This window comes from Stenotrophomonas sp. 2YAF26 (genome assembly GCF_052114625.1).
GTDB lineage: Bacteria > Pseudomonadota > Gammaproteobacteria > Xanthomonadales > Xanthomonadaceae > Stenotrophomonas > Stenotrophomonas indicatrix.
Genome location: NZ_JBFRFC010000005.1, coordinates 133436 through 151857 on the forward strand (window position 1 = coordinate 133436; position 18422 = coordinate 151857).

Here is an 18422-nt window from a genome sequence, read left to right on the forward strand (position 1 = left end):
GGTCACGGCAGTGGCGGCGGCCGTGGGCCGTCATCAGCCACCGTTTCCGGCGGCAATGATTCACCGTAGAAGTGGCGCATCAGCGCTTCGTCCAGCGCACGTTCTTCCGGAGTCGCTGCACGACGCACGCGCGGGCGACGACGCGTGTCGGTCGTTGCCACATCGGCAGTTACCTGCTGCCGGGCCCACCCGGCAAACGCCGCCAACGTCTGCGACAACTGCACCTGCTGTTCCTGCGAGGCGACCAGCAGCTGCAGCAGCGGTGCCAGACCAGCCTGCAGGTCTTCGGCCAATGGCGTGGCTGCGGCCTGCGGTACGGCGGCAGCCGGCGCGCTGGCCGGACGCGCATCGGCCAGGCGCTGCAGCGCTGCCAGCAGGGCGGGCCATGGCGCAGGCTCCGGTGCGACGGCCACCTCTGCCGGCGGTGGCGGCGGCAGCTGCAACGCACTGGCGATGTCGGCCAGCTGCGCGACCACGCGGCCACCGACATCACTGTCACCGGCGCCCATTGCCTTGTTGCGCAGGAAATCACGCTTGATCTGCGCCCAGCGTTGCGCGCGTTCTTCATCGAGCACGCCACGCAGCTCGGCCAGCTTCAGCAGATTCTCTTCGGCACCGGTGGTCAGCAGCTGCGCTTCGCCCAGGTAGTGGTCGGAGATCAGCTGCTGCAGCTCGTCGTCATTCATCACCGGCGAAATCTTCTCCGCCAGCTTGTTCATGTTGCGGTAGCTGCCCTGCAGGCGGAAGGGCGGCTCGGTGCGATAGCGGTCATCCTGGGCAGCGCTGGCGATGTACTGCTGGTTGACCCTGTAGACCACATCGCGGACCTGCAGCATGCGCTGCAGGGTGGCGGTGATCTCGTTGATCTCGGCGCCGCTGTAGGCGTGGCTCAGGCCGTTGGTGGACACATCCTTGCCCATCGCGCGGTCGACCAGCAGGTACAGGTCGGCCATCTCGCGCGTGGCCAGCGGCGCCAATACCGGGTTGGAGGTCAGGCTGTTCTCGATGTAGCTGAGCGTGAAGGCTGCTTCCATGCCGCCGAGCACATCGCCCAGGTTGTAGATGTCGGCACGGTTGGCCAGCATGTCCGGAATCTTGAACACTTCGCCGGATTCGGTGTACGGGTTGCCGGCCATGACCACGCAGAACTTCTTGCCACGCATGTCGTAGGTGCGCGTACGGCCGCGCCATACGCCTTCGATGCGGCGCGTGCCATCGCACAGCGAGATGAACTTCTGCAGGAACTCGGGGTGCGTGTGCTGGATGTCATCGACATACAGCATGGTGTTGTTGCCCATCTCCAACGCCAGGTTGAGCTTTTCCAGCTCCTGCCGCGAGGTGGCGTCCGGTGCCTGCTGCGGATCCAGCGACCGCACTTCGTGGCCCAGCGCCGGGCCGTTGATCTTCATGAAGACCAGGCCGAGGCGATGTGCCACGTACTCCATCAACGTGGTTTTGCCGTAGCCGGGCGGCGAGATCATCATCAGCAGGCCCATCAGGTCGCTGCGCTTGTTCTCGCCAACGGTGCCCATCTGCTTGGCCAGGTTGTCGCCGATCACGCCGAGATATACGTCGTTGATCAGCTTGTTGCGCACGAAGGACGACAACGGCCGGGCCTTGAACTCCGACAGCCGCAGGGTTTCGCGTTCGCGACCGATGATGCCCTGGCGCACCGCCTGATAGGCATGGAAGGCCGGTACGAACGACTGCAGGTGGTGCTGCAGGCGTGCCAGGAAATCGTCCAGCGACACGGTCAGGCTGCCGTTGTGGATGCGGGCGTGTTCACCCAGCAGGCCGCTGACGTCCGCCTGCAGCGGTGCATCGCTGGCACGGGTGCGCAGCTGTCGCYGCACCAGCAGCAATGCCGCTGCTTCTTCGACATAGCCGGCATGCGCCGACTGTGCCGGCAGCCCGGCGAGCGCCCGCAGCCATTGCCCGGCCAATGCCCAACGCATGGCCAGCGGATCCTGCGATCGCTGCAGCGCACGTTCAAGCGCATCACGCTGGCCCGCCTGCTCCAGTTGCTGCGACAGCGCGTCCAGCAATGCCTGCGCGTGCCGGCTGGTGCTGAACACCGGCTCGCCGGCCACCAGTTCTTCGCCCAGGTATGCCGCTGCTGCATCGGCGGCGGCGGCGTCGAACGGCAGTGCATGCGCGAGTGCATGGTCATGCAGCGCCTTGGCCATTTCCGCACGCAGGGCCTGGCGCCCCTCATCGGAACCGAACAGACGCGCGATGGCCTCGGCACCGGCCTGTCGGCCGGGCCACTGCGCCACGGCTTCATCGCGTTGCCGCGCGGCCCAGAACAGCAGTGCCAACGCACGCACATGGGGCGAATGCCGCAGCGGGCCGGCGGCCTGCTGCAGCGGCAGCAGCGCGCGAAGGATCAGGGCGGCGTCATGGTCATGGATACCGCGCTCGTAGCCCTCGCGGTAACGGGGCGCGGCAAAGGCGCGGACCCGCTGGCCCAGCGCTTCCGGTTCGGCTGCATCGTGCTGCAGCTGGGCCAGGTCCAGGCCATCGCGGCCCTCCTCCGCAGCCAGCAACAGGCACCCGGCCAGGTATTCGCCGCGGTAGATCGCTGCCGATTCCGAATCCAGGGTCACCGGCCAGAACGGCTTGAGCGCATCCAGCTCGGGATCGTGCAGGGTCTCCAGGAAATCGGTGCCGGTGAGATGGATGGCAAGGGTTTCACCCCGTGGCAGCAGGGTCAGGTCCAGCGCCTGGGTGTTCACGCTGAATCGATGGCGCGGGCCAAGGCGGACCACGTTGCCACCGGCCTCGTACAGGTCGCTGCGGTCGCGCAGCTGGCGCACGGCCTGGTCGCGCACGCCCTTCAGGCGCGCCTCGACATCGTCAGCCTTGACGTTGTCGCGCAGCGCACGCAGGCGCTCGGCCAGTTCACGCAGTTTGAGGATCAGCGGATCGCCGGCGAAGAAAGCGTTGAGCTCGTCGGCCGTGCCGAACCGCTCGGTACGCTTTCCGAGGCCATCAAGGATGCGGTTGGCGGCATCGAGCACCGAGCGTGCCTTGCGCTGGCGATCATCCAGCAGGGCCTGCTTGTGCGTATCAAAGGCTTCGACCAGCTCTTCGCGCTTGCTCAGGATGTCGCCGAGGAACTGCTCGTGCTCGCCGAACTGGCTTTCCAGTTCTTCCAGCTGCACCAGCAGGCGCGACAACTGTTCGTCGGCGCGCTCAGGGTCGCTGGCCATCGCCAGCGCGCTGGTGATCGACTGCGAGAACAGGGCGAACTGGGCGGCGAACTGGGCCACAGCTTCGGCCGAACCCAGCGACTTGCGGCGCTGTTCGGCGCGTGCGCGTGCCTGGTTCAGGCGCCCGTACAGCAGCGAGATGGATTCGACGACGCGGGTGCGCGCGGTCGCATCGTCGACCTTCAGTCCGGCCATCAGCTCGGACAGCATGTCCAGATCGCCGGCCATGCCGCGCAGGCCGTCCAGCTGCTCATCCAGCTGGCGTGCACTGGCGGCCTGCTGTGCGGCTTCGTCCAGCGCCTGCATGCGGGCGGTCAAGGGGGCCAGTGCTGCATCGCCGGCAAGGAAGGTACCGGTGGCGGCGCCGACACGGTCGTGCGCCTGCACCAGCTCGGCGGCCATCGCCTCGATGCGCGCAGTATCGATGTAGCGCAGTTCGCGGATGGTCAGCAGTCGACCGCGCAGTGCGGTGATCGCGTTGAGCGCTTCGACGAAGGCCTGCACCTCGTTCCAGTTTTCCGGCTGCAGCCGGCCCAGCAGTGCCTTGTGCGTGGCCTCTGCCTCAGCCATCGCCTGCGCCGACTGCTGGCGGATCGACTGCACCTTCTCGTATTCGTCCAGCACCGATTCGCCGGTGGCGCTGATCTGCCGCAGCAGGGCTTCGGCGCCATCGCAGGCTTCGTCACCCAGCCAATGATGCGCATCGAAAAGCCGCCGGGTGTCGGCTACCAGGCGCTGGTAGCGCTGCACCGATACATCCTGGCCGTCGATCTCGCGCGCCAGGTTGAACAGGTTGGAGATGCCGCGAACCAGCTCGGCGTTGCCGATGCGCCCCATGAAGGTATTGCCGGGCGGACGGCTGGCGGCGAACTCATCGCTGCTGAAGGGCGTCTGCCAGACCTGCATCGGATGGATGCGGGTCGGCTCGGTGCCCTCGGCATGGAACAGCACCATGCGCCCGTCCTGCATGAAGGCATAGCCGTGGCCGAAGACCGGGTTCTGCAGCACGCGCTGGATGGTGTTGTAGACGAACAGCGCCGAACGCCCGCCTTCGCGCTCGTAGAAGATGTACAGCACGTCCTCGCCGTTGGGCGAACGGATGCTGCGCTTGAACTGCATGCCATCCATCGAGGCGTCGAACGCCTTGTGCTCGCCACCCTGCAGGTAATAGCCGCCGGGGAAGATGATGCCGTGGTCTTCGGGCAGCTGCACGCAGGCCTGGACGATGGCATCGTTGCGTACGATGTCGCCGGTAAGCGTGTTGTAGATCAGTCCGCGCCATTCGGTTTCGCGGTAGGGCAGCACTTTCAGCAGCACCAGCGAGCCGACCCGGGCGAACTCGAACTGGGCGTCGTCCAGCGACTGCGTGCTGTCTTCCACCGGTTCGCTGTAGATGCCCTGCCCGGTTTCGGTGTTGTTCTCCACCTTGATGGTGAGATCGCCACCGGTGGTTTCCACGAACAGGGTATCGAGGATGTTCAGATGCGAATGGCGGCCGTTGACGGCAAGGTCGCGCGTGGCGCGCGTCCATTCGAAATCGAAGGGCGGCGGCAAGGCGATGTCACGCTCGCCACGTGCATCGAGATAGGTCAGTTCACCTTCGCGTGACAGCGCCCAGCGGAACACGCGCACGTCGCTGCTGCGCTCGCCGATCTGGAACGAGGCCAGCAGCTTGTCGCCCACCACGATCAGCTGCAGCAGGCGCGCATGCTTGTAGTAGGCGTACAGCTCGTTGAAGTCATGCACGAAGCCGGGCTGGTCGAGGAAACTGCCCTTCAGTTCAAGGGCAGCGACGTCGTAGCCATCAGCGCCCTGTACCAGCCGGTACAGGCCGAACACATCTTCGATGCGGGTCTGGGTCTTGAGCCCGATGAACACGTTGTAGCCGAACAGCAGGCGATCCGGGCCGACCTGGACGATGTCGCGGCCGACACAGTTGTTCTCGCTGCGGATGCGGAAGCGGCCGACCACCTCCAGGCGGCTGTCGCCGAACTCGGCCAGGCGCTGGCGGTTCAGCTGCTCGGCAACGGCCTGCAGGCGCTGGCCCTGTTCGCCGAGACGGCGCCGCAGGACTTCATAGGCGCCGCCCTGGGCTACGGCCTGGTCGACGGTATCGCCGGCAGCCTCTGGTGCGGCGGACTCGGTGGACGCTTTGGTTTCGGACATCAGCAGGGTTCCGGCTCACGGACGGCCGGCCGTCGATGCGGCCGGCACGGGTGGGCGATGGCGATGGCCATCGCCGGGTGGATCAGCGCGCGCTGTCGACCACGACAGTCGCCGCGACGGGCACGGTCTCTGCGTCCTCGGCGATCTGCCGCGGTGCATTGTCGGCCACGTTGACGCCCAGGTAGCGCTGCATCAGGTCCTGCACGATCGGGCTTTTGCCGGCGAAGCCTTCGATCGACTTGCCCAGCGAAACCGCCTTGATCAGGTTCTCGAACATGCCGCCGTCGCCGCCAACCAGGTCGATGTCGGCGTTGCGCAGCGCGCTGGCGATGACGCCGGCGTTCTCGCGCGAGACTTCCTTGCCGGCTTCGATCGAGGCCAGCGCCTGCTTCAGGCTGTTGTCCAGCATCATGCGGAATTCTTCATGGCCGCGCGCCTGGTCGCTCAGCGAGGCGATGGCCTCGAACTTGCGGACCAGGCCCTCGGCCTCGGCCAGCAGCTTCTTCTGCACCACGCCGGCTTCGGCGTTGCCCAGCGATTCGGTGGCGGTGGCGCGGGCCAGGCCCATCTTCTCCTCGCCCTGTGCCTGTGCCTGCAGCGTCTCGGCCAGCACGCGCGCCTCGTTGCTGCCCTGCTTCAGGTTCGCTTCGGCCTTGGCTTCGATCACGCGCGCCTCGGCGATGCCGACCTTCTCGATGGCCAGCGCCGAGGCTTCGCGCACCTGCGCTTCGGCCAGGCCGGGTGCGGCCTGCTCGGCGCGGAAGGCGTCGGCCAGCAGGCGCTTGGCCTCGGCCTGCTTGCCGGCGGCTTCGTGCTCGGCCTGCGCCAGCGTGGTCAGCTCCACCGCGCGATGCTTGGAGGCGGTCTCGCGGGCCTGGGCTTCCTTCACTTCGCGCACCAGCGATTCCTGCGCCTTCGCCTCGGCTTCCAGGATCAACACCTGCTTCTGGCGGTCGGCCTCGGAGACTTCGCGCACTTCCTTGATGCGCTCTTCTTCCTGCGCCACGGTCTTGTCGATGGAGATGCGTTCCCGGGTGATGTTGGCCACGTCCATCTTGCCCTGCTCGACCACCTTGTCGCGCTCCACGCCCTGCAGCTGCACTTCGCGGTCGGTGGTGACCTGCTCCAGCTGCCGTGCGCGCTCGACGCGCTCGGCCTCGATGGCCACGGCGCGCTGGCGGTTCTGCTCGGCCACTTCAACTTCGCGCATGCGGTTCTGCTCGCGGATGTCGATCACCTGCTGCGCTTCGATGCGGGCGTTCTCGGACAACTGGCGCTGCTCTTCCTGCACCTTGGCGGTCTCGGCTTCCTCGCGCGCACGGATGGTCTCGATCTCGCGCTTCTGCCGCGCCTCGGCCTCGGCCTGCTGCCGTTCAAGCGCCAGCAACGCTTCGCGGGCTTCGACGTTCTTCTTGGTGATGGCCAGCTTCTCGTTCTGCTCCAGCTCGTTGGTCACCACGTTCTGCGCAGCGGTCAGCTCGGTGATCTTGCGGATGCCCTGCGCATCGAGGATGTTGAACTGGTCCAGCAGCGACTTCGGGGTCTGCTCCAGGTAGTCGATGGCCACGTCTTCCAGCACATACCCATTGAGGTCGTTGCCGATCACCGCGATGATCTCGTCGCGGAATTCCTGGCGCTTCTCGAACAGCTCGGTGAAATCGAACTTCTTGCCGACCGTCTTCAGTGCTTCGGAGAACTTGGCGTTGAACAGCTCATCGACGGCATGCTTGTCCGACGCGCGGTCGGCGCCGATCGCCTTGGCCACGCGCAGTACGTCGGCCTGGGTCTCGTTGACGCGCAGGTAGAACGCCACGGCGATGTCGGCGCGCATGTTGTCGCGGCAGATCAGGCCTTCCTTGCCGCGGCGGTCGATCTGCAGGGTGATCAGGCTGATCCGCATCAGCTCGGCGCGGTACAGCACGGGAATGATCAGCGCGCCGGTGAAATGCACTTTCGGGGTGGAACTCATGTCGTTGACGATCAGGGCCACGCCCTGGTCGACCTTGCGGTAGAACGCCTTGAACAGGCCCGCCACGCCGAGCAGGAGGGCGAGGACGCCGCCCACGATGATCAGGAAGGGGAGCACGGATGCCAACGTCATTGATGTTTCTCCTTGTTGCCCGGAAGCAGGTTGTCCTGGAAGTCGAGGGCGACCGCGTCGGCGCGGACCACCCGGTAATGGTGTTGTGCAGCCACGTGCTCGACCAGCACGATGCGCTCGCCGCGCTGCAGTTCGATGTCGCTGCGGATCTGCAGGACCAGGCCGGCACCGCCGTCATCGACGGTGGCATGGCCACTGCGTGCGTCGACCTTCGGCGAAGCGACCACGCCGACCCGGCCCAGCAGCGAGGCCTGCGGCACCGGGCGCAGGCGCAGCAGGAAGCGGCGGATGGGACGCAGCAGCAGCGCGGTGACCGGCACGGCCGGCAGGGGTGCGAGCACCGCCACGACGGTGCCCAATGACCAGCGCAGCAGGTCGGGCAACGGCAGCAGCAGGTACAGATGGATGAAGTAGGTGAGGGTCCAGGCGAACAGGCTCAGCAGCGTCACCACCACCATGAGCGGCACGCCGCCCAGGCCCCAGCGCGCCAGCAGCGCTGACAGGCCACTGAGATGGGCATCGCCTTCAAGGGCGCCATCGGCACCGGCCTCGCCGAAACCGTCATCGACCAGGCCAAAGGCGGCAATCCCCCAATACAGAACCGCCACCGCCAGCGCGACGCTGTACGGGAGGGTCGGATAACCGAGCACGACGGTTAGGAATTCCTGCATTGCTTGCCTTCCTGGGCGGGGGCGCCAAGCGCCCGTTCGGAGCACGCCACCAGCGGCTCCGTCGATCCTCGTGCAGGCCCTCATGGCCAGCACGCTTGGGATCATCCTATGTGAAGAGGGTGTGCAGGCTCAAATGTGAAGACCGGACACCTCGGAAGTGACCGTGTCTCAATCCAGCACGGCGCAATCGGAGCGCCGGACTTCTTCCACGAACGTGCGCATCTTGTAGCCATCCTTGATGCCCGGCTCCAGTTCGATGCCACTGGAGACATCCACGCCCCACGGCAGGGTCGCCAGCACGGCGTCATGCACGTTCTCCGGCGTCAGGCCTCCGGCCAACAGGAACGGCCGGTGCAGGCCGGTGGGGATACGCGACCAGTCGAAGGCCACGCCGGTACCGCCGCCGCCGCCAGGTGCATGGCTGTCGAACAGGAAGCCGGCGGCGCTGGGGTAGCGCAGCTGCAGGGTGCGCGCATTGATCTCCTCGCGCCCGCCCATGGCGATCGCCTTCAGGTAAGGCATGTTGAAGCTGCGGCAGAAGCTCTCGTCTTCCTCGCCATGGAACTGCAGCAGGGTCGGCCGCACGGTGCGCAGCACCTCGCGCACTTCTTCCCTGCTGTTGTTGCGGAACAGCGCCACCACGTCGACCATCGGTGCGATCGCCTGGCGCATCGCGCGCGCTTCGGCCGGCGCGACCCGGCGGCTGCTCTCGCGGGCGAAGATGAAGCCCACCGCATCCACGCCCAGCTCGCCGGCCAGGCGCACGTCGCCGGCACGGGTCATGCCACAGAACTTGATGCGGGTACGGTAGTAGGAGCGGCTCATAGCGTTACCTCGGCGGGCAGATGCCAGTTGTCGGGGTACAGCGGCCCCAGGAACACCAGTCCCTGCGGAGGAGCGGTGGGACCGGCCACGGTGCGGTCGCGCCCGGCCAGCAGTTCGGCGATCCACTCCACCGGCTGCTCGCCACTGCCGACCAGTATCAACGAACCGACGATATTGCGGACCATGTGATGAAGGAATGCATTGCCGCGCACCGCCACCTCGATGACGTCGTCGTGGCGGCTGACCTGCAGCGACTGCAGCTCTCGCCGGGCATGCAGGGCCTGGCACTGGACCGAGCGGAAGGCGCTGAAATCGTTCTCGCCCAGCAGGGCCTGCCCGGCCTGGTGCATGCGCTCGGCATCGAGCGATCGCCGCTCCCAGCTCAGGGTCTGCCGGCCCAGCGCCGGGCGCACTTCGCGATTGAGCAGACGGTAGCGATAACGTCGTGCGCGGGCGGAGAAACGGGCATGGAAGTCATCCGCCACCGGCACGCACCAGCGCACCGCGATCGAACGCGGCAGGCGGGTGGTGGTGCCGAGCATCCAGGCGCGCGGATCACGCACCACGTCGGTGTCGAAGTGCACGACCTGGCACTGCCCGTGCACGCCGGCATCGGTGCGGCCGGCGCAGACCACCTGCAGCGGGGTGTCGGCCACCGATGACAGGGCCTGCTCCAGGCTGGCCTGGACACTGGGTCCGCCCTCGCCCAGGTTCTGCCATCCCCTGAAATCGCTGCCGTCGTACTCGACGCCGAGCGCGTAACGCATGTGCTACCTCGATGTTGCGGGTGGGGCGGCACTCAGGCCGGGTCGCGCTCGGACCAGACCGCCAGTTCGTTGCCACCGGGCTCGACGAACTGGAAACGGCTGCCGCCGGGGAAAGAAAACACGGTTCGCACGATCTGGCCACCGGCCCTGCGCACCGCCGCTTCCATCGGTGCCAGCTGGTCGGCATACAGCACCAGCAGTGGCGCGCCTTCGCTGGCGCGCTGTGGCTGGCCGCGGAAGAAGCCTCCCTGCAGTCGGCCATCATCGAAGGCGGTGTAGTCGCTGCCGTAATCGACGAACGACCAGCCGAACACTTCTTCGAAGAAGGCGCGGCTCGCAGCCGGGTCGCACGAGGCGAATTCAACGTAGTCGAGACGACGTTCGCGGGTCATGGCAGGTCCTTGTCAACGCGATGTCAGGGCAGACGGGCCAGCAGCTCGCGGGCCTGCGCCTGGCAATGCAGATCTCCACCTTCGGCCACCTCATGCAACAAGGTACGCGCGGTCTGTGCGTCGCCCAGATCCAGATAGGCGATGGCCAGTTCCAGCCGCTCCTGGCCGACACGCGGGGTCCAGTCATGACCACCGTCTGCCCGAGACCCGGCGGCGTCCTCGGCGGCAGTACGGTCGTCATGCAGGTCGACCGGTGCAGCCGTCTCATGCGGTTCGGCAGGCAGATCGAACACACCGCGGAACTGCGGCTCCTGTTCGGCCTGCAGCGCGTATTCGGGCACGGCCACCTCGGCTGGCTCGATGGGCGCCACCGCAGCAGCGCCGGCAGGATCGTCCCAGCGCGGCAGATCGTTCACCGCTGCAGGCAGTTCAACTCGTTCGTCTTCATCAAGCTCACCCGCCCGCCACTCGGCCGGCGAGGCATCCTCATGGATGTCCGCAGCCGGCACGTCATGGTCGGCAGTGGCAGCCCAGGCCGGCATCGCCGGTTCCTGGCGTCCGCCATCGGCGGCGAAGTTCACCCCGGCGTCCTGTTCGGTCAGGGTATCCAGCGCGGCACCTGCCGGCAGCGCTGCTGCCAGGCCGGCGGCATCGTGTTCCTCGCGCAGCGGCGGCAGCGGCGAGGGCTTGCGACGACGCAGCAGCCAGGCGCCCAAGGCAACCAGCACGAGCAGCGGCAGGCCCAGCCAGTACCACGGCGTGCCAGCGCCGGGCGCACCGGGCGCCTGGGCCAAACGCTGCTGCGCGGCGGCCAGGTCGTTGTCCTTCATCGCGATCAGTGACTGCTGCTGCTCCTTGAGCTTCTCCAGCTCCGCCACGCGCTGCTTCAGATCGCCGATTTCGGCATCGCGGGTGGCGATGTCCTCCTTGGCCTGGCGCAGTTGTTCGTTGCCCAGCATGTCACCCTCGCTGCCGGCACTGGTGCCGGTGGTTGTGCCCGCGTGCGCGGCGTCGGATGCCAGCGCCGGAGCGATTTCAAGTCGTGCCCCTGTGGCCGCAGCCGGGGAAGAAGCAGCGCCATCGGCCTTGGCCATCGGCATCGGGGCGCCGGCCGGCTGTGGCACGGTGCGTGCCTGCCGCCACTGCGCGGCATGTTCACGAACCAGCGCGGCGGCCTCGGCCGCATCCACCGCAGCCAGTGCGGTATCGCCCGGCATGCGCAGCACCGCGCCCTGCTTGAGCAGGTTGACGTTGCCTCGGATGAAGGCTTCGGGGTTGGCACGCAACAGCGCGATCATCGCCCGGTCGCGACTGATCTGATTGCCACGGGCCAGCGAGCCGGCGATCTGCGAAAGCGTCTGCCCGCGCTGCACGGTCACGCTGCCGTCTGTGGCCAGCGTAGGCGCTGGCACTGCTGGTGCTGGCGCAGGTGACGCGGCCCGTGGACGCGGTGCAGCAGGTGCGGCGGCCGCCGTGACCGGTGCCGGCTCGGGTGCGGTTGCAGCGGCGGCAGGCGCATCACGGACGATGGTGTCCGACAGCACGCCGGCCGGCGCGACGATTTCCGGTTCGGCCACGGCCAGTGCACTGGCCGGTGCATCGACCAGCGCCGAGTACTCACGCACCAGCCGACCCTGGCCCCAATCGGCCTCGACCAGGAAGCTCAACGAGGGTGTTTCCACAGGGGTCTGCGAGGTTACCCGCACCACCGCCCTGCCCTGCGCATTGCGGGTCAGCTCGAACTGCAGTTCGCTGACCAGACCTGCCGGGCGCTGCAGGCCAACGCGCTCAAAGGTGACCGGCGAAGCGAGCGCGACGCGCAGGTTCTCAAGTTCGGACGGATCGGCCGAGATCACCGGGATCTCGGCCAGCAGCGGCTGTCCCGGCTTGGACAGGACCCGGATGTCGCCCAGGCCCAGGGCCATGGCCGAACTGCTGACCAGGGCCAGCAGCGCGGCGGAAAGACAGGTGAGCGGACGCCGTGCGCCCTTGGCTCGTTTATTCATGGGCGACACTATAAAGCGTGCGGACCACGGTCCGCACCCACCGGGGAGGCGGACTGCGGTAATGCCGGCCGCTGGCCGGCAGGCACGGGCATGCACCGATAAGGCACWGCCGGCCAGCGGCCGGCACTACCGGTCATGCAACAGCAGGGATCAGCGCTTCTCGGCGGCGACCAGCTCGGCCAGCTGCACCGCGTTGAGGGCTGCGCCCTTGCGCACGTTGTCCGACACGATCCACAGGTTCAGGCCGCGCGGATGCGACAGGTCCTCGCGGATGCGGCCGACGTACACCGCGTCGGTGCCCGAGGCATGGGTGACCGGCGTCGGGTAGCCACCGGCCTCGTGACGATCCACCACCTCGATGCCCGGCGACTGTTCCAGCAGCGCGCGCGCTTCGGCGACGGTCACCTTGTCACGGGTTTCGATCGCCACCGATTCGGAGTGGCCATAGAACACCGGCACGCGTACCGCGGTCGGGTTCACGAGGATGCTGTCGTCGCCCAGGATCTTGCGGGTCTCCCAGACCAGCTTCATCTCTTCCTTGGTGAAGCCGTTGTCCAGGAAGTCGTCGATGTGCGGGATCAGGTTGAAGGCGATCTGCACCGGGAAACGCTGCGGATCGATTTCCTGGAAGCTCAGCAGCTGGCCGGTCTGCTTGCCCAGTTCCTCCAGTGCCGAACGGCCACCGCCGGATACCGACTGGTAGGTGGACACGTTGATGCGCTCGATGCCGTACTTGCGGTGCAGCGGTGCCAGCGCGACCAGCATCTGCATGGTCGAGCAGTTCGGGTTGGCGATGATGCCGCGCGGCCGGTTGGCGACCTGGTCCGGATTGACCTCCGACACCACCAGCGGCACGTCATCGTCGTAACGGAAGGCCGAGGAGTTGTCGATCACCACCGCGCCAGCCGCAGCGAACTTCGGGGCGTATTCCTTGGACACGCTGCCACCGGCCGAGAACAGGGCGATGTCCACGCCACTCGGGTCGAAAGTGGCCAGGTCCTGGATCCTGACCTTGTTGCCGTTGTATTCGACTTCGCCGCCGGCCGAGCGCTCGGAAGCGAGCAGGCTCAGGGTGCCGACCGGGAAATCGCGCTCGGCCAGGATGGCCAGCATGGTCTCGCCGACCGCGCCGGTGGCGCCGACGATGGCGACGTGGAAGCTGCGTTGTGCATTGCTCATGGGGGAACTCTCACGAAAACGGGAAGGGGGAAAACTCACGCACGACAGCTGGGTTCGGGGAGCCTCCTCGGATGGATGCGCGGAGGTTCCCTATCGTTTCCCGCTTTTTTTGTCCGAGGGCGCGCGCGCGGCAAGGGCCGCGTCGGCGTTGATCGCGCTCGGCATGCGCGACGGGCTGCCGTCCAGGCCCAGCCCGGCCAGCAGATTGTCCACGGCCATCTGCACCATGGCCGTACGCGTGGCCAGCGATGCGCTGCCGATATGCGGGGTCAGCACGATGTTGCGCAGGGCCAGCAGTTCCGGCCGCACGTTCGGTTCGCCTTCGTAGACATCCAGGCCGGCCGCCGACAGGCGACCGTTGGCCAGTGCATCGGCCAGCGCCAGTTCGTCAACGATGCCGCCGCGGGCGATGTTCACCAGGGTGGCAGACGGCTTCATCTTGGCCAGCGCGGCGGCGTCGATGATGTGGTGCGAGGCGGCGGTGTATGGCAACACGGTCAACAGATGGTCGGACTGCGCCAGCAGCGTGTCCAGATCCACGTAGGTCGCGCCGAGCGCGGCTTCGGTGTCGGCCGGCAGCCGCGAACGGTTGTGGTACAGCACCTTCATGCCGAAGCCGTGCGCGCCACGACGGGCGATGCCCTGGCCGATGCGGCCCATGCCGAGGATGCCCAGCGTGCTGCCATGGATGTCGGCACCCAGCATGGTCTGGAACGACCACTGCCCCCACTGGCCCTCGCGCAGCCAGCGCTCGGATTCGGTGATCCGGCGCGCAGTGGCCATCAACAGCGCAAAGCCGAGATCGGCCGTGGTCTCGGTGAGAACGTCCGGGGTGTTGCTGGCGAGAATGCCGGCGGTGCTGAGGGCGTCAACATCCAGATTGTTGTAGCCGACGCCGACATTGGCGATCACCTTCAACTGCGCGGCATCGGCGACCTGGGTCGCACCGATGCGCTCGTTGAGGGTGATGATCGCCCCGTCAACATCCGCCAGCTGCGCGGCGATCTGCTGCGGCGACCAGGCGGTGACGGTATCGGTGGTGCGCAGCTGCACGCGATCGCGCAGCGGCGCGATGGCCGCGTCGATCAGCGGCTGGCTCACCCATACCGTCGGCCGCGTATCAGCCATCAAGCTGGCCGGGAATGCGCGGGGTGATGGTGCCGACATCGCCGCACTGCGCGCGGTGGCGCAGCGCCTGGTCCATCAGCACCAGGGCCATCATCGCCTCGGCGATGGGCGTGGCGCGGATGCCGACGCAGGGATCATGGCGGCCGGTGGTGACTACCTCCACCACATTGCCGGCCGTATCCAGCGATTCACCGGGCAGGCGCAGGCTGGAAGTCGGCTTGAGCACCATCGAGGCGACCACCGGCTGGCCGGTGGAAATGCCACCGAGAATGCCGCCGGCATGGTTGCTGGCAAAACCCTGCGGGGTCAGCAGGTCACGGTGTTCGGTGCCCTTCTGCATGGCGCTGGCGAAACCGTCGCCGATCTCCACGCCCTTCACCGCGTTGATGCTCATCAGTGCGGCCGCGAGCTCGCCATCAAGCTTGCCGTAGATCGGCTCGCCCCAGCCCGGCGGCACATTGTCGGCGACCACGTCCACGCAGGCACCGACCGAATCGCCGGACTTGCGCAGCGCATCCATGTACGCCTCCAGCTCGGGCACCTGTGCGGCATGCGGCCAGAAGAACGGGTTGTCCTCGACCACCGACCAGTCGAAACCGGCCGGAGTGATCTCGCCCAGCTGCGACAGGTAGCCGCGCACGGTAACGCCGAAGCGTTCGGCCAGCCATTTCTTGGCAACCACGCCAGCGGCCACGCGCATGGTGGTCTCGCGTGCCGAGGAACGGCCACCACCGCGCGGGTCGCGGATGCCGTACTTGTGCCAGTAGCTGTAATCGGCATGCCCCGGACGGAACTGCTGGCCGATGTTGCTGTAGTCCTTGCTGCGCTGGTCGGTGTTACGGATCAGCAGCGCGATCGGGGTGCCGGTGGTCAGGCCCTCGTACACCCCGGACAGGATTTCGACCTCGTCGGCCTCGCGCCGCGCCGACGTGTGCCGGCTCTTGCCGGTGGCGCGACGCTGCAGGTCGTGGCTGAATTCGGCCGCGTCCAGCGCCAGCCCCGGCGGGCAGCCATCGATCACGCAGCCGATGGCCGGCCCGTGCGATTCGCCGAACGTGGTGACGGTGAACAGCTTGCCGAACGAATTGGAGCTCACGGGCGCTGCGCCGCCAGTTCGGTGATGCGCGCGCTGTGGGCGATCAGCTCGCGGCACTCGACCGCAAAGATGCCCATCTGGCCGACCTTGAATTCGACCCAGGCGAAATCCACTTCCGGCAGCAGCTTGATCAGGTGCTGTTCGGATTCGCCCACTTCACAGATCAGCAGGCCGTCCTCGCTCAAGTGCAGCGGCGCGTCGCGCAGGATCTTCAGCACCAGGTCCAGGCCGTCGTCGCCGGCACGCAGGCCCATCTCCGGCTCGTAGGAGTATTCCTGCGGCAGGGCATCGGTCTCGTCGTTGGTGACATACGGCGGGTTGGTGACGATCAGGTCGTAGTGGCGGCCGGTCAGGCCGTTGAACAGGTCCGACTTCAGCAGCGTCACGTTGTGTGCCTGCAGGCGTTCCTTGTTCTCTTCGGCCAGCGACAGCGCATCATCGCTGAGGTCCACGCCGTCTACTTCCCAGTTCGGGTAGTAGTGGCCCATGGCGATGGCGATGCAGCCCGAACCGGTGCACAGGTCCAGCGCGCGGTTGACATCGCGGCCGGCCAGCCACGGCTCGAAGCCGCACTCGATCAGTTCGGCGATCGGCGAACGCGGCACCAGGGCGCGTGTGTCGCTCTTGAAGCTGAGGCCGGCGAACCAGGCTTCACCGGTCAGGTAGGCAGCCGGGACGCGCTCGTCGATGCGGCGCTGGAACAGCTCCAGCACCGCCAGCTTCTCTTCCAGCAACAGGCGCGCCTGGCCGTAGGCCGGGCCGAGGTCGTGCGGCAGGTGCAGGCCGTGCAGCACCAGCTGGGTGGCCTCGTCCAGGGCATTGTCGTAGCTGTGCCCGAAGGTCAGGCCCGCAGCGTTGAAACGGCTGGTGCCGTAGCGGATCAGATCGATGATCGTATGGAGTTCGGCGGCCGTTTCAGCGGTCATGGCGGTACTGCGGGCAAAGTGGCCCCCGATTATAGGGGTTGCCGCCTGCGCCGGCATCCGTTGCGGCAGAAACGATCCAGTCGCAGCCGGTATGATGGTGGCCACTTCCTGCGGCGGAATCCCATGTTCAATCGCAACGTCGGCATCATCCTGCTGATCGCTCTGGCAGCGGGCCTTGGCCTGCTCGCCGCCCAGCAGGTGTTCGCGCCGAAGCCGCCGGCCGGGCAGCCGGCCACCGAAGCGATCACCCTGTACCCGCAGCCGCGCACCCTGCCCGACTACAACCTGGCCCAGTCCGACGGCACGCGCCTGATTCCCGGCGAACTGAAGGGCCACTGGACCCTGGTATTCCTTGGCTTCACCTTCTGCCCGGACGTCTGCCCGACCACCCTGGCCGAGCTGGCCGGTGCGCAGAATCAGTGGGAAGCGCTGCCCGATGGCCTGCGCCCGCGCGTGCTGTTCGTCTCGGTCGACCCGGAGCGCGACACCGCCACGCGCCTGGGCGAGTACGCCCACGGCTTCCACAAGGACACCCTGGCGGCGACCGCCGACATTCCCTCGCTGGAGCGCTTTGCCACCTCGCTGGGCTTCGTGTTCCAGAAGGTGCCGGGCAAGCACTTCGACGAGAATCCCGAGGATTACACCCTCGAGCACTCCGCCAGCCTGGCCGTGCTCGATCCGCAGGGCCGGCTTGCCGGCCTGGTGCGGCCCCCGTTCAATGCGCCGGCGATCGCCCGCGACCTGCAGAAGCTGACCGAGAAATCCGCCCCATGAGTCTGACCACCGCCCTGACGTACGTCCTGCCCCACCGCCTGCTGTCCTCGATGGCGCGTTCGCTGGCGTACTCGGACAACCCGCGCGTATCGCGCTGGCTGATCGACACGGTCACCCGCAAGTTCAACGTCAACCTGGATGAAGCGGCCAACCCGGACCCGCGCAGCTACCCGACCTTCAACCAGTTCTTCACCCGCGCGCTGAAGCCCGGCGCACGCGTGGCCGATGCCGATCCGCGCAGCCTGGTGATGCCGGCGGACGGCCGCATCAGCCAGCTCGGAAAGATCGACGCCGGGCGCATCTTCCAGGCCAAGGGGCAGTCTTTCACCGCCGCCGAGCTGCTGGGCAGCGCCGAGGACGCCAAGCCGTTCAACGAGGGCCTGTATGCCACGGTGTACCTGTCGCCGCGCGACTACCACCGCGTGCACATGCCGTGGACCGGCACCCTGCGCGAAACCGTGCATGTGCCCGGCCGCCTGTTCAGCGTCGGCCCGGCTGCGGTGAACAACGTGCCCGGCCTGTTCGCGCGCAACGAACGCCTGGTCTGCCATTTCGACACCAGCTTCGGCCCGATGGTCAGCGTGATGGTCGGTGCGCTGCTGGTGTCGGGCGTGGAAACGGTATGGAGCGGCGAAGAGATTCCGCATTACGGCGACCGCATCACCCGCAAGGACTACCGGGGCCGCGGCATCACGCTGCAGCGCTTCGAAGAGATGGCGCGCTTCAATTACGGCTCGACCGTGATCGTGCTGCTGCCGCCGGGCGTGGCCRAATTTGCCCCGCATCTGGATGCCGAACATCCGGTGCAGCTGGGCCAGGCACTGGCCAAGCTTCGCTGATCCTGCGGTAGTGCCGGCCGCTGGCCGGCATCTCCGTTGATCCAACGCATCGAGCGTTGCCGGCCCTTGTCCAGCGAGGTTTCGTCGTGGACTTCCACGCGCTCCACATGCAGCACGTGGAATGCAGCGTCACCGTCCTCCGGCTCCTGCTCGAACAGTTCCACCAGCACATAGCCCTGCGCCTGCAGGTGGGTGCCCAGTGCCTGCAGCGGCTCGGCGGTGGAGTGCACGAAGAAGTACCCCCACAGCAGCGGGGCATCCAGGTCCCAGTCGGTGTTCTCGCGGAGGTTGGTGAACAGGTTGCGGGTGTCTTCGAGGTCCATGCGATATCCAGAGTGCG

General features: G+C 67.2%; 14 protein-coding genes. 2 read left to right on the forward strand and 12 right to left on the reverse strand.

Features of this window, described 5'->3' with window-relative positions; all coding sequences use genetic code 11:
* Window positions 1-2 precede the first annotated feature (2 nt).
* The 11 genes from AB4Y98_RS07520 to prmB form a co-directional block, all read right to left on the reverse strand.
* Entirely contained in the window at window positions 3-5378 is a 5376-nt protein-coding gene (locus tag AB4Y98_RS07520) for a DNA repair ATPase (protein ID WP_442244080.1), read from the reverse strand.
* Window positions 5379-5460: 82 nt separating this feature from the next.
* Window positions 5461-7479 (reverse strand): hypothetical protein, encoded by a 2019-nt coding sequence (locus tag AB4Y98_RS07525; RefSeq protein ID WP_025876158.1) that lies wholly within the window; start codon window positions 7477-7479, stop codon window positions 5461-5463.
* Entirely contained in the window at window positions 7476-8150 is a 675-nt protein-coding gene (locus AB4Y98_RS07530) for a DUF1449 family protein (RefSeq protein ID WP_032975011.1), read from the reverse strand. Before AB4Y98_RS07530 ends, AB4Y98_RS07525 begins: the two co-directional genes overlap by 4 nt.
* Before the next feature lie 168 nt (window positions 8151-8318).
* Window positions 8319-8975 carry a phosphoribosylanthranilate isomerase gene (locus AB4Y98_RS07535; protein ID WP_025876155.1) on the reverse strand — a complete coding sequence of 219 codons (657 nt, stop codon included), beginning with the start codon at window positions 8973-8975 and terminating at the stop codon, window positions 8319-8321.
* Window positions 8972-9742 (reverse strand): tRNA pseudouridine(38-40) synthase TruA, encoded by a 771-nt coding sequence (gene truA / locus AB4Y98_RS07540; RefSeq protein WP_312112473.1) that lies wholly within the window; start codon window positions 9740-9742, stop codon window positions 8972-8974. Before truA ends, AB4Y98_RS07535 begins: the two co-directional genes overlap by 4 nt.
* A gap of 32 nt (window positions 9743-9774) precedes the next feature.
* On the reverse strand, window positions 9775-10134 hold the full coding sequence (locus AB4Y98_RS07545) for a VOC family protein (RefSeq protein WP_312112470.1): 360 nt from the start codon (window positions 10132-10134) through the stop codon (window positions 9775-9777).
* Between the two features lie 23 nt (window positions 10135-10157).
* Window positions 10158-12140, reverse strand: a complete 1983-nt coding sequence (locus AB4Y98_RS07550; protein ID WP_442244081.1) for a FimV/HubP family polar landmark protein — start codon at window positions 12138-12140, stop codon at window positions 10158-10160.
* 150 nt (window positions 12141-12290) lie between these two features.
* Window positions 12291-13319 carry an aspartate-semialdehyde dehydrogenase gene (locus AB4Y98_RS07555; protein WP_025876149.1) on the reverse strand — a complete coding sequence of 343 codons (1029 nt, stop codon included), beginning with the start codon at window positions 13317-13319 and terminating at the stop codon, window positions 12291-12293.
* 90 nt (window positions 13320-13409) lie between these two features.
* A complete protein-coding gene (locus AB4Y98_RS07560) occupies window positions 13410-14447 on the reverse strand; it encodes a 2-hydroxyacid dehydrogenase (RefSeq protein WP_442244082.1) in 1038 nt (345 codons plus the stop codon).
* Window positions 14440-15543: a chorismate synthase gene (aroC, locus tag AB4Y98_RS07565; protein WP_223495965.1), complete on the reverse strand. Its 1104-nt coding sequence runs from the start codon at window positions 15541-15543 to the stop codon at window positions 14440-14442. Before aroC ends, AB4Y98_RS07560 begins: the two co-directional genes overlap by 8 nt.
* Window positions 15540-16469: a 50S ribosomal protein L3 N(5)-glutamine methyltransferase gene (gene prmB, locus AB4Y98_RS07570; protein WP_313251991.1), complete on the reverse strand. Its 930-nt coding sequence runs from the start codon at window positions 16467-16469 to the stop codon at window positions 15540-15542. The genes aroC and prmB overlap by 4 nt, the downstream gene beginning before the upstream one ends.
* Before the next feature lie 123 nt (window positions 16470-16592).
* Between prmB and AB4Y98_RS07575 the strand changes: the two genes are divergently transcribed.
* Both AB4Y98_RS07575 and asd read left to right on the forward strand, forming a co-directional pair.
* Complete coding sequence (locus AB4Y98_RS07575) at window positions 16593-17243, forward strand: SCO family protein (protein WP_032975016.1); 651 nt, start codon at window positions 16593-16595, stop codon at window positions 17241-17243.
* Window positions 17240-18082 (forward strand): archaetidylserine decarboxylase, encoded by an 843-nt coding sequence (gene asd, locus AB4Y98_RS07580; RefSeq protein WP_442244083.1) that lies wholly within the window; start codon window positions 17240-17242, stop codon window positions 18080-18082. Before AB4Y98_RS07575 ends, asd begins: the two co-directional genes overlap by 4 nt.
* On the opposite strand, the gene AB4Y98_RS07585 is transcribed toward asd, so the two are convergent.
* Window positions 17971-18405 carry a ribonuclease E inhibitor RraB gene (locus AB4Y98_RS07585; RefSeq protein ID WP_442244084.1) on the reverse strand — a complete coding sequence of 145 codons (435 nt, stop codon included), beginning with the start codon at window positions 18403-18405 and terminating at the stop codon, window positions 17971-17973. The two genes, asd and AB4Y98_RS07585, sit on opposite strands and share 112 nt — an antisense overlap.
* Window positions 18406-18422 lie beyond the last annotated feature (17 nt).

Coding starts and splice junctions, on each gene's coding strand:
- AB4Y98_RS07525 (WP_025876158.1), bottom strand. CDS start 7,479: ATGACGTTGGCATCCGTGCTCCCCTTCCTGATCATCGTGGGCGGCGTC.
- AB4Y98_RS07530 (WP_032975011.1), bottom strand. CDS start 8,150: ATGCAGGAATTCCTAACCGTCGTGCTCGGTTATCCGACCCTCCCGTAC.
- AB4Y98_RS07535 (WP_025876155.1), bottom strand. CDS start 8,975: ATGAGCCGCTCCTACTACCGTACCCGCATCAAGTTCTGTGGCATGACC.
- truA (WP_312112473.1), bottom strand. CDS start 9,742: ATGCGTTACGCGCTCGGCGTCGAGTACGACGGCAGCGATTTCAGGGGA.
- AB4Y98_RS07545 (WP_312112470.1), bottom strand. CDS start 10,134: ATGACCCGCGAACGTCGTCTCGACTACGTTGAATTCGCCTCGTGCGAC.
- AB4Y98_RS07550 (WP_442244081.1), bottom strand. CDS start 12,140: ATGAATAAACGAGCCAAGGGCGCACGGCGTCCGCTCACCTGTCTTTCC.
- AB4Y98_RS07555 (WP_025876149.1), bottom strand. CDS start 13,319: ATGAGCAATGCACAACGCAGCTTCCACGTCGCCATCGTCGGCGCCACC.
- AB4Y98_RS07560 (WP_442244082.1), bottom strand. CDS start 14,447: ATGGCTGATACGCGGCCGACGGTATGGGTGAGCCAGCCGCTGATCGAC.
- prmB (WP_313251991.1), bottom strand. CDS start 16,469: ATGACCGCTGAAACGGCCGCCGAACTCCATACGATCATCGATCTGATC.
- AB4Y98_RS07575 (WP_032975016.1), top strand. CDS start 16,593: ATGTTCAATCGCAACGTCGGCATCATCCTGCTGATCGCTCTGGCAGCG.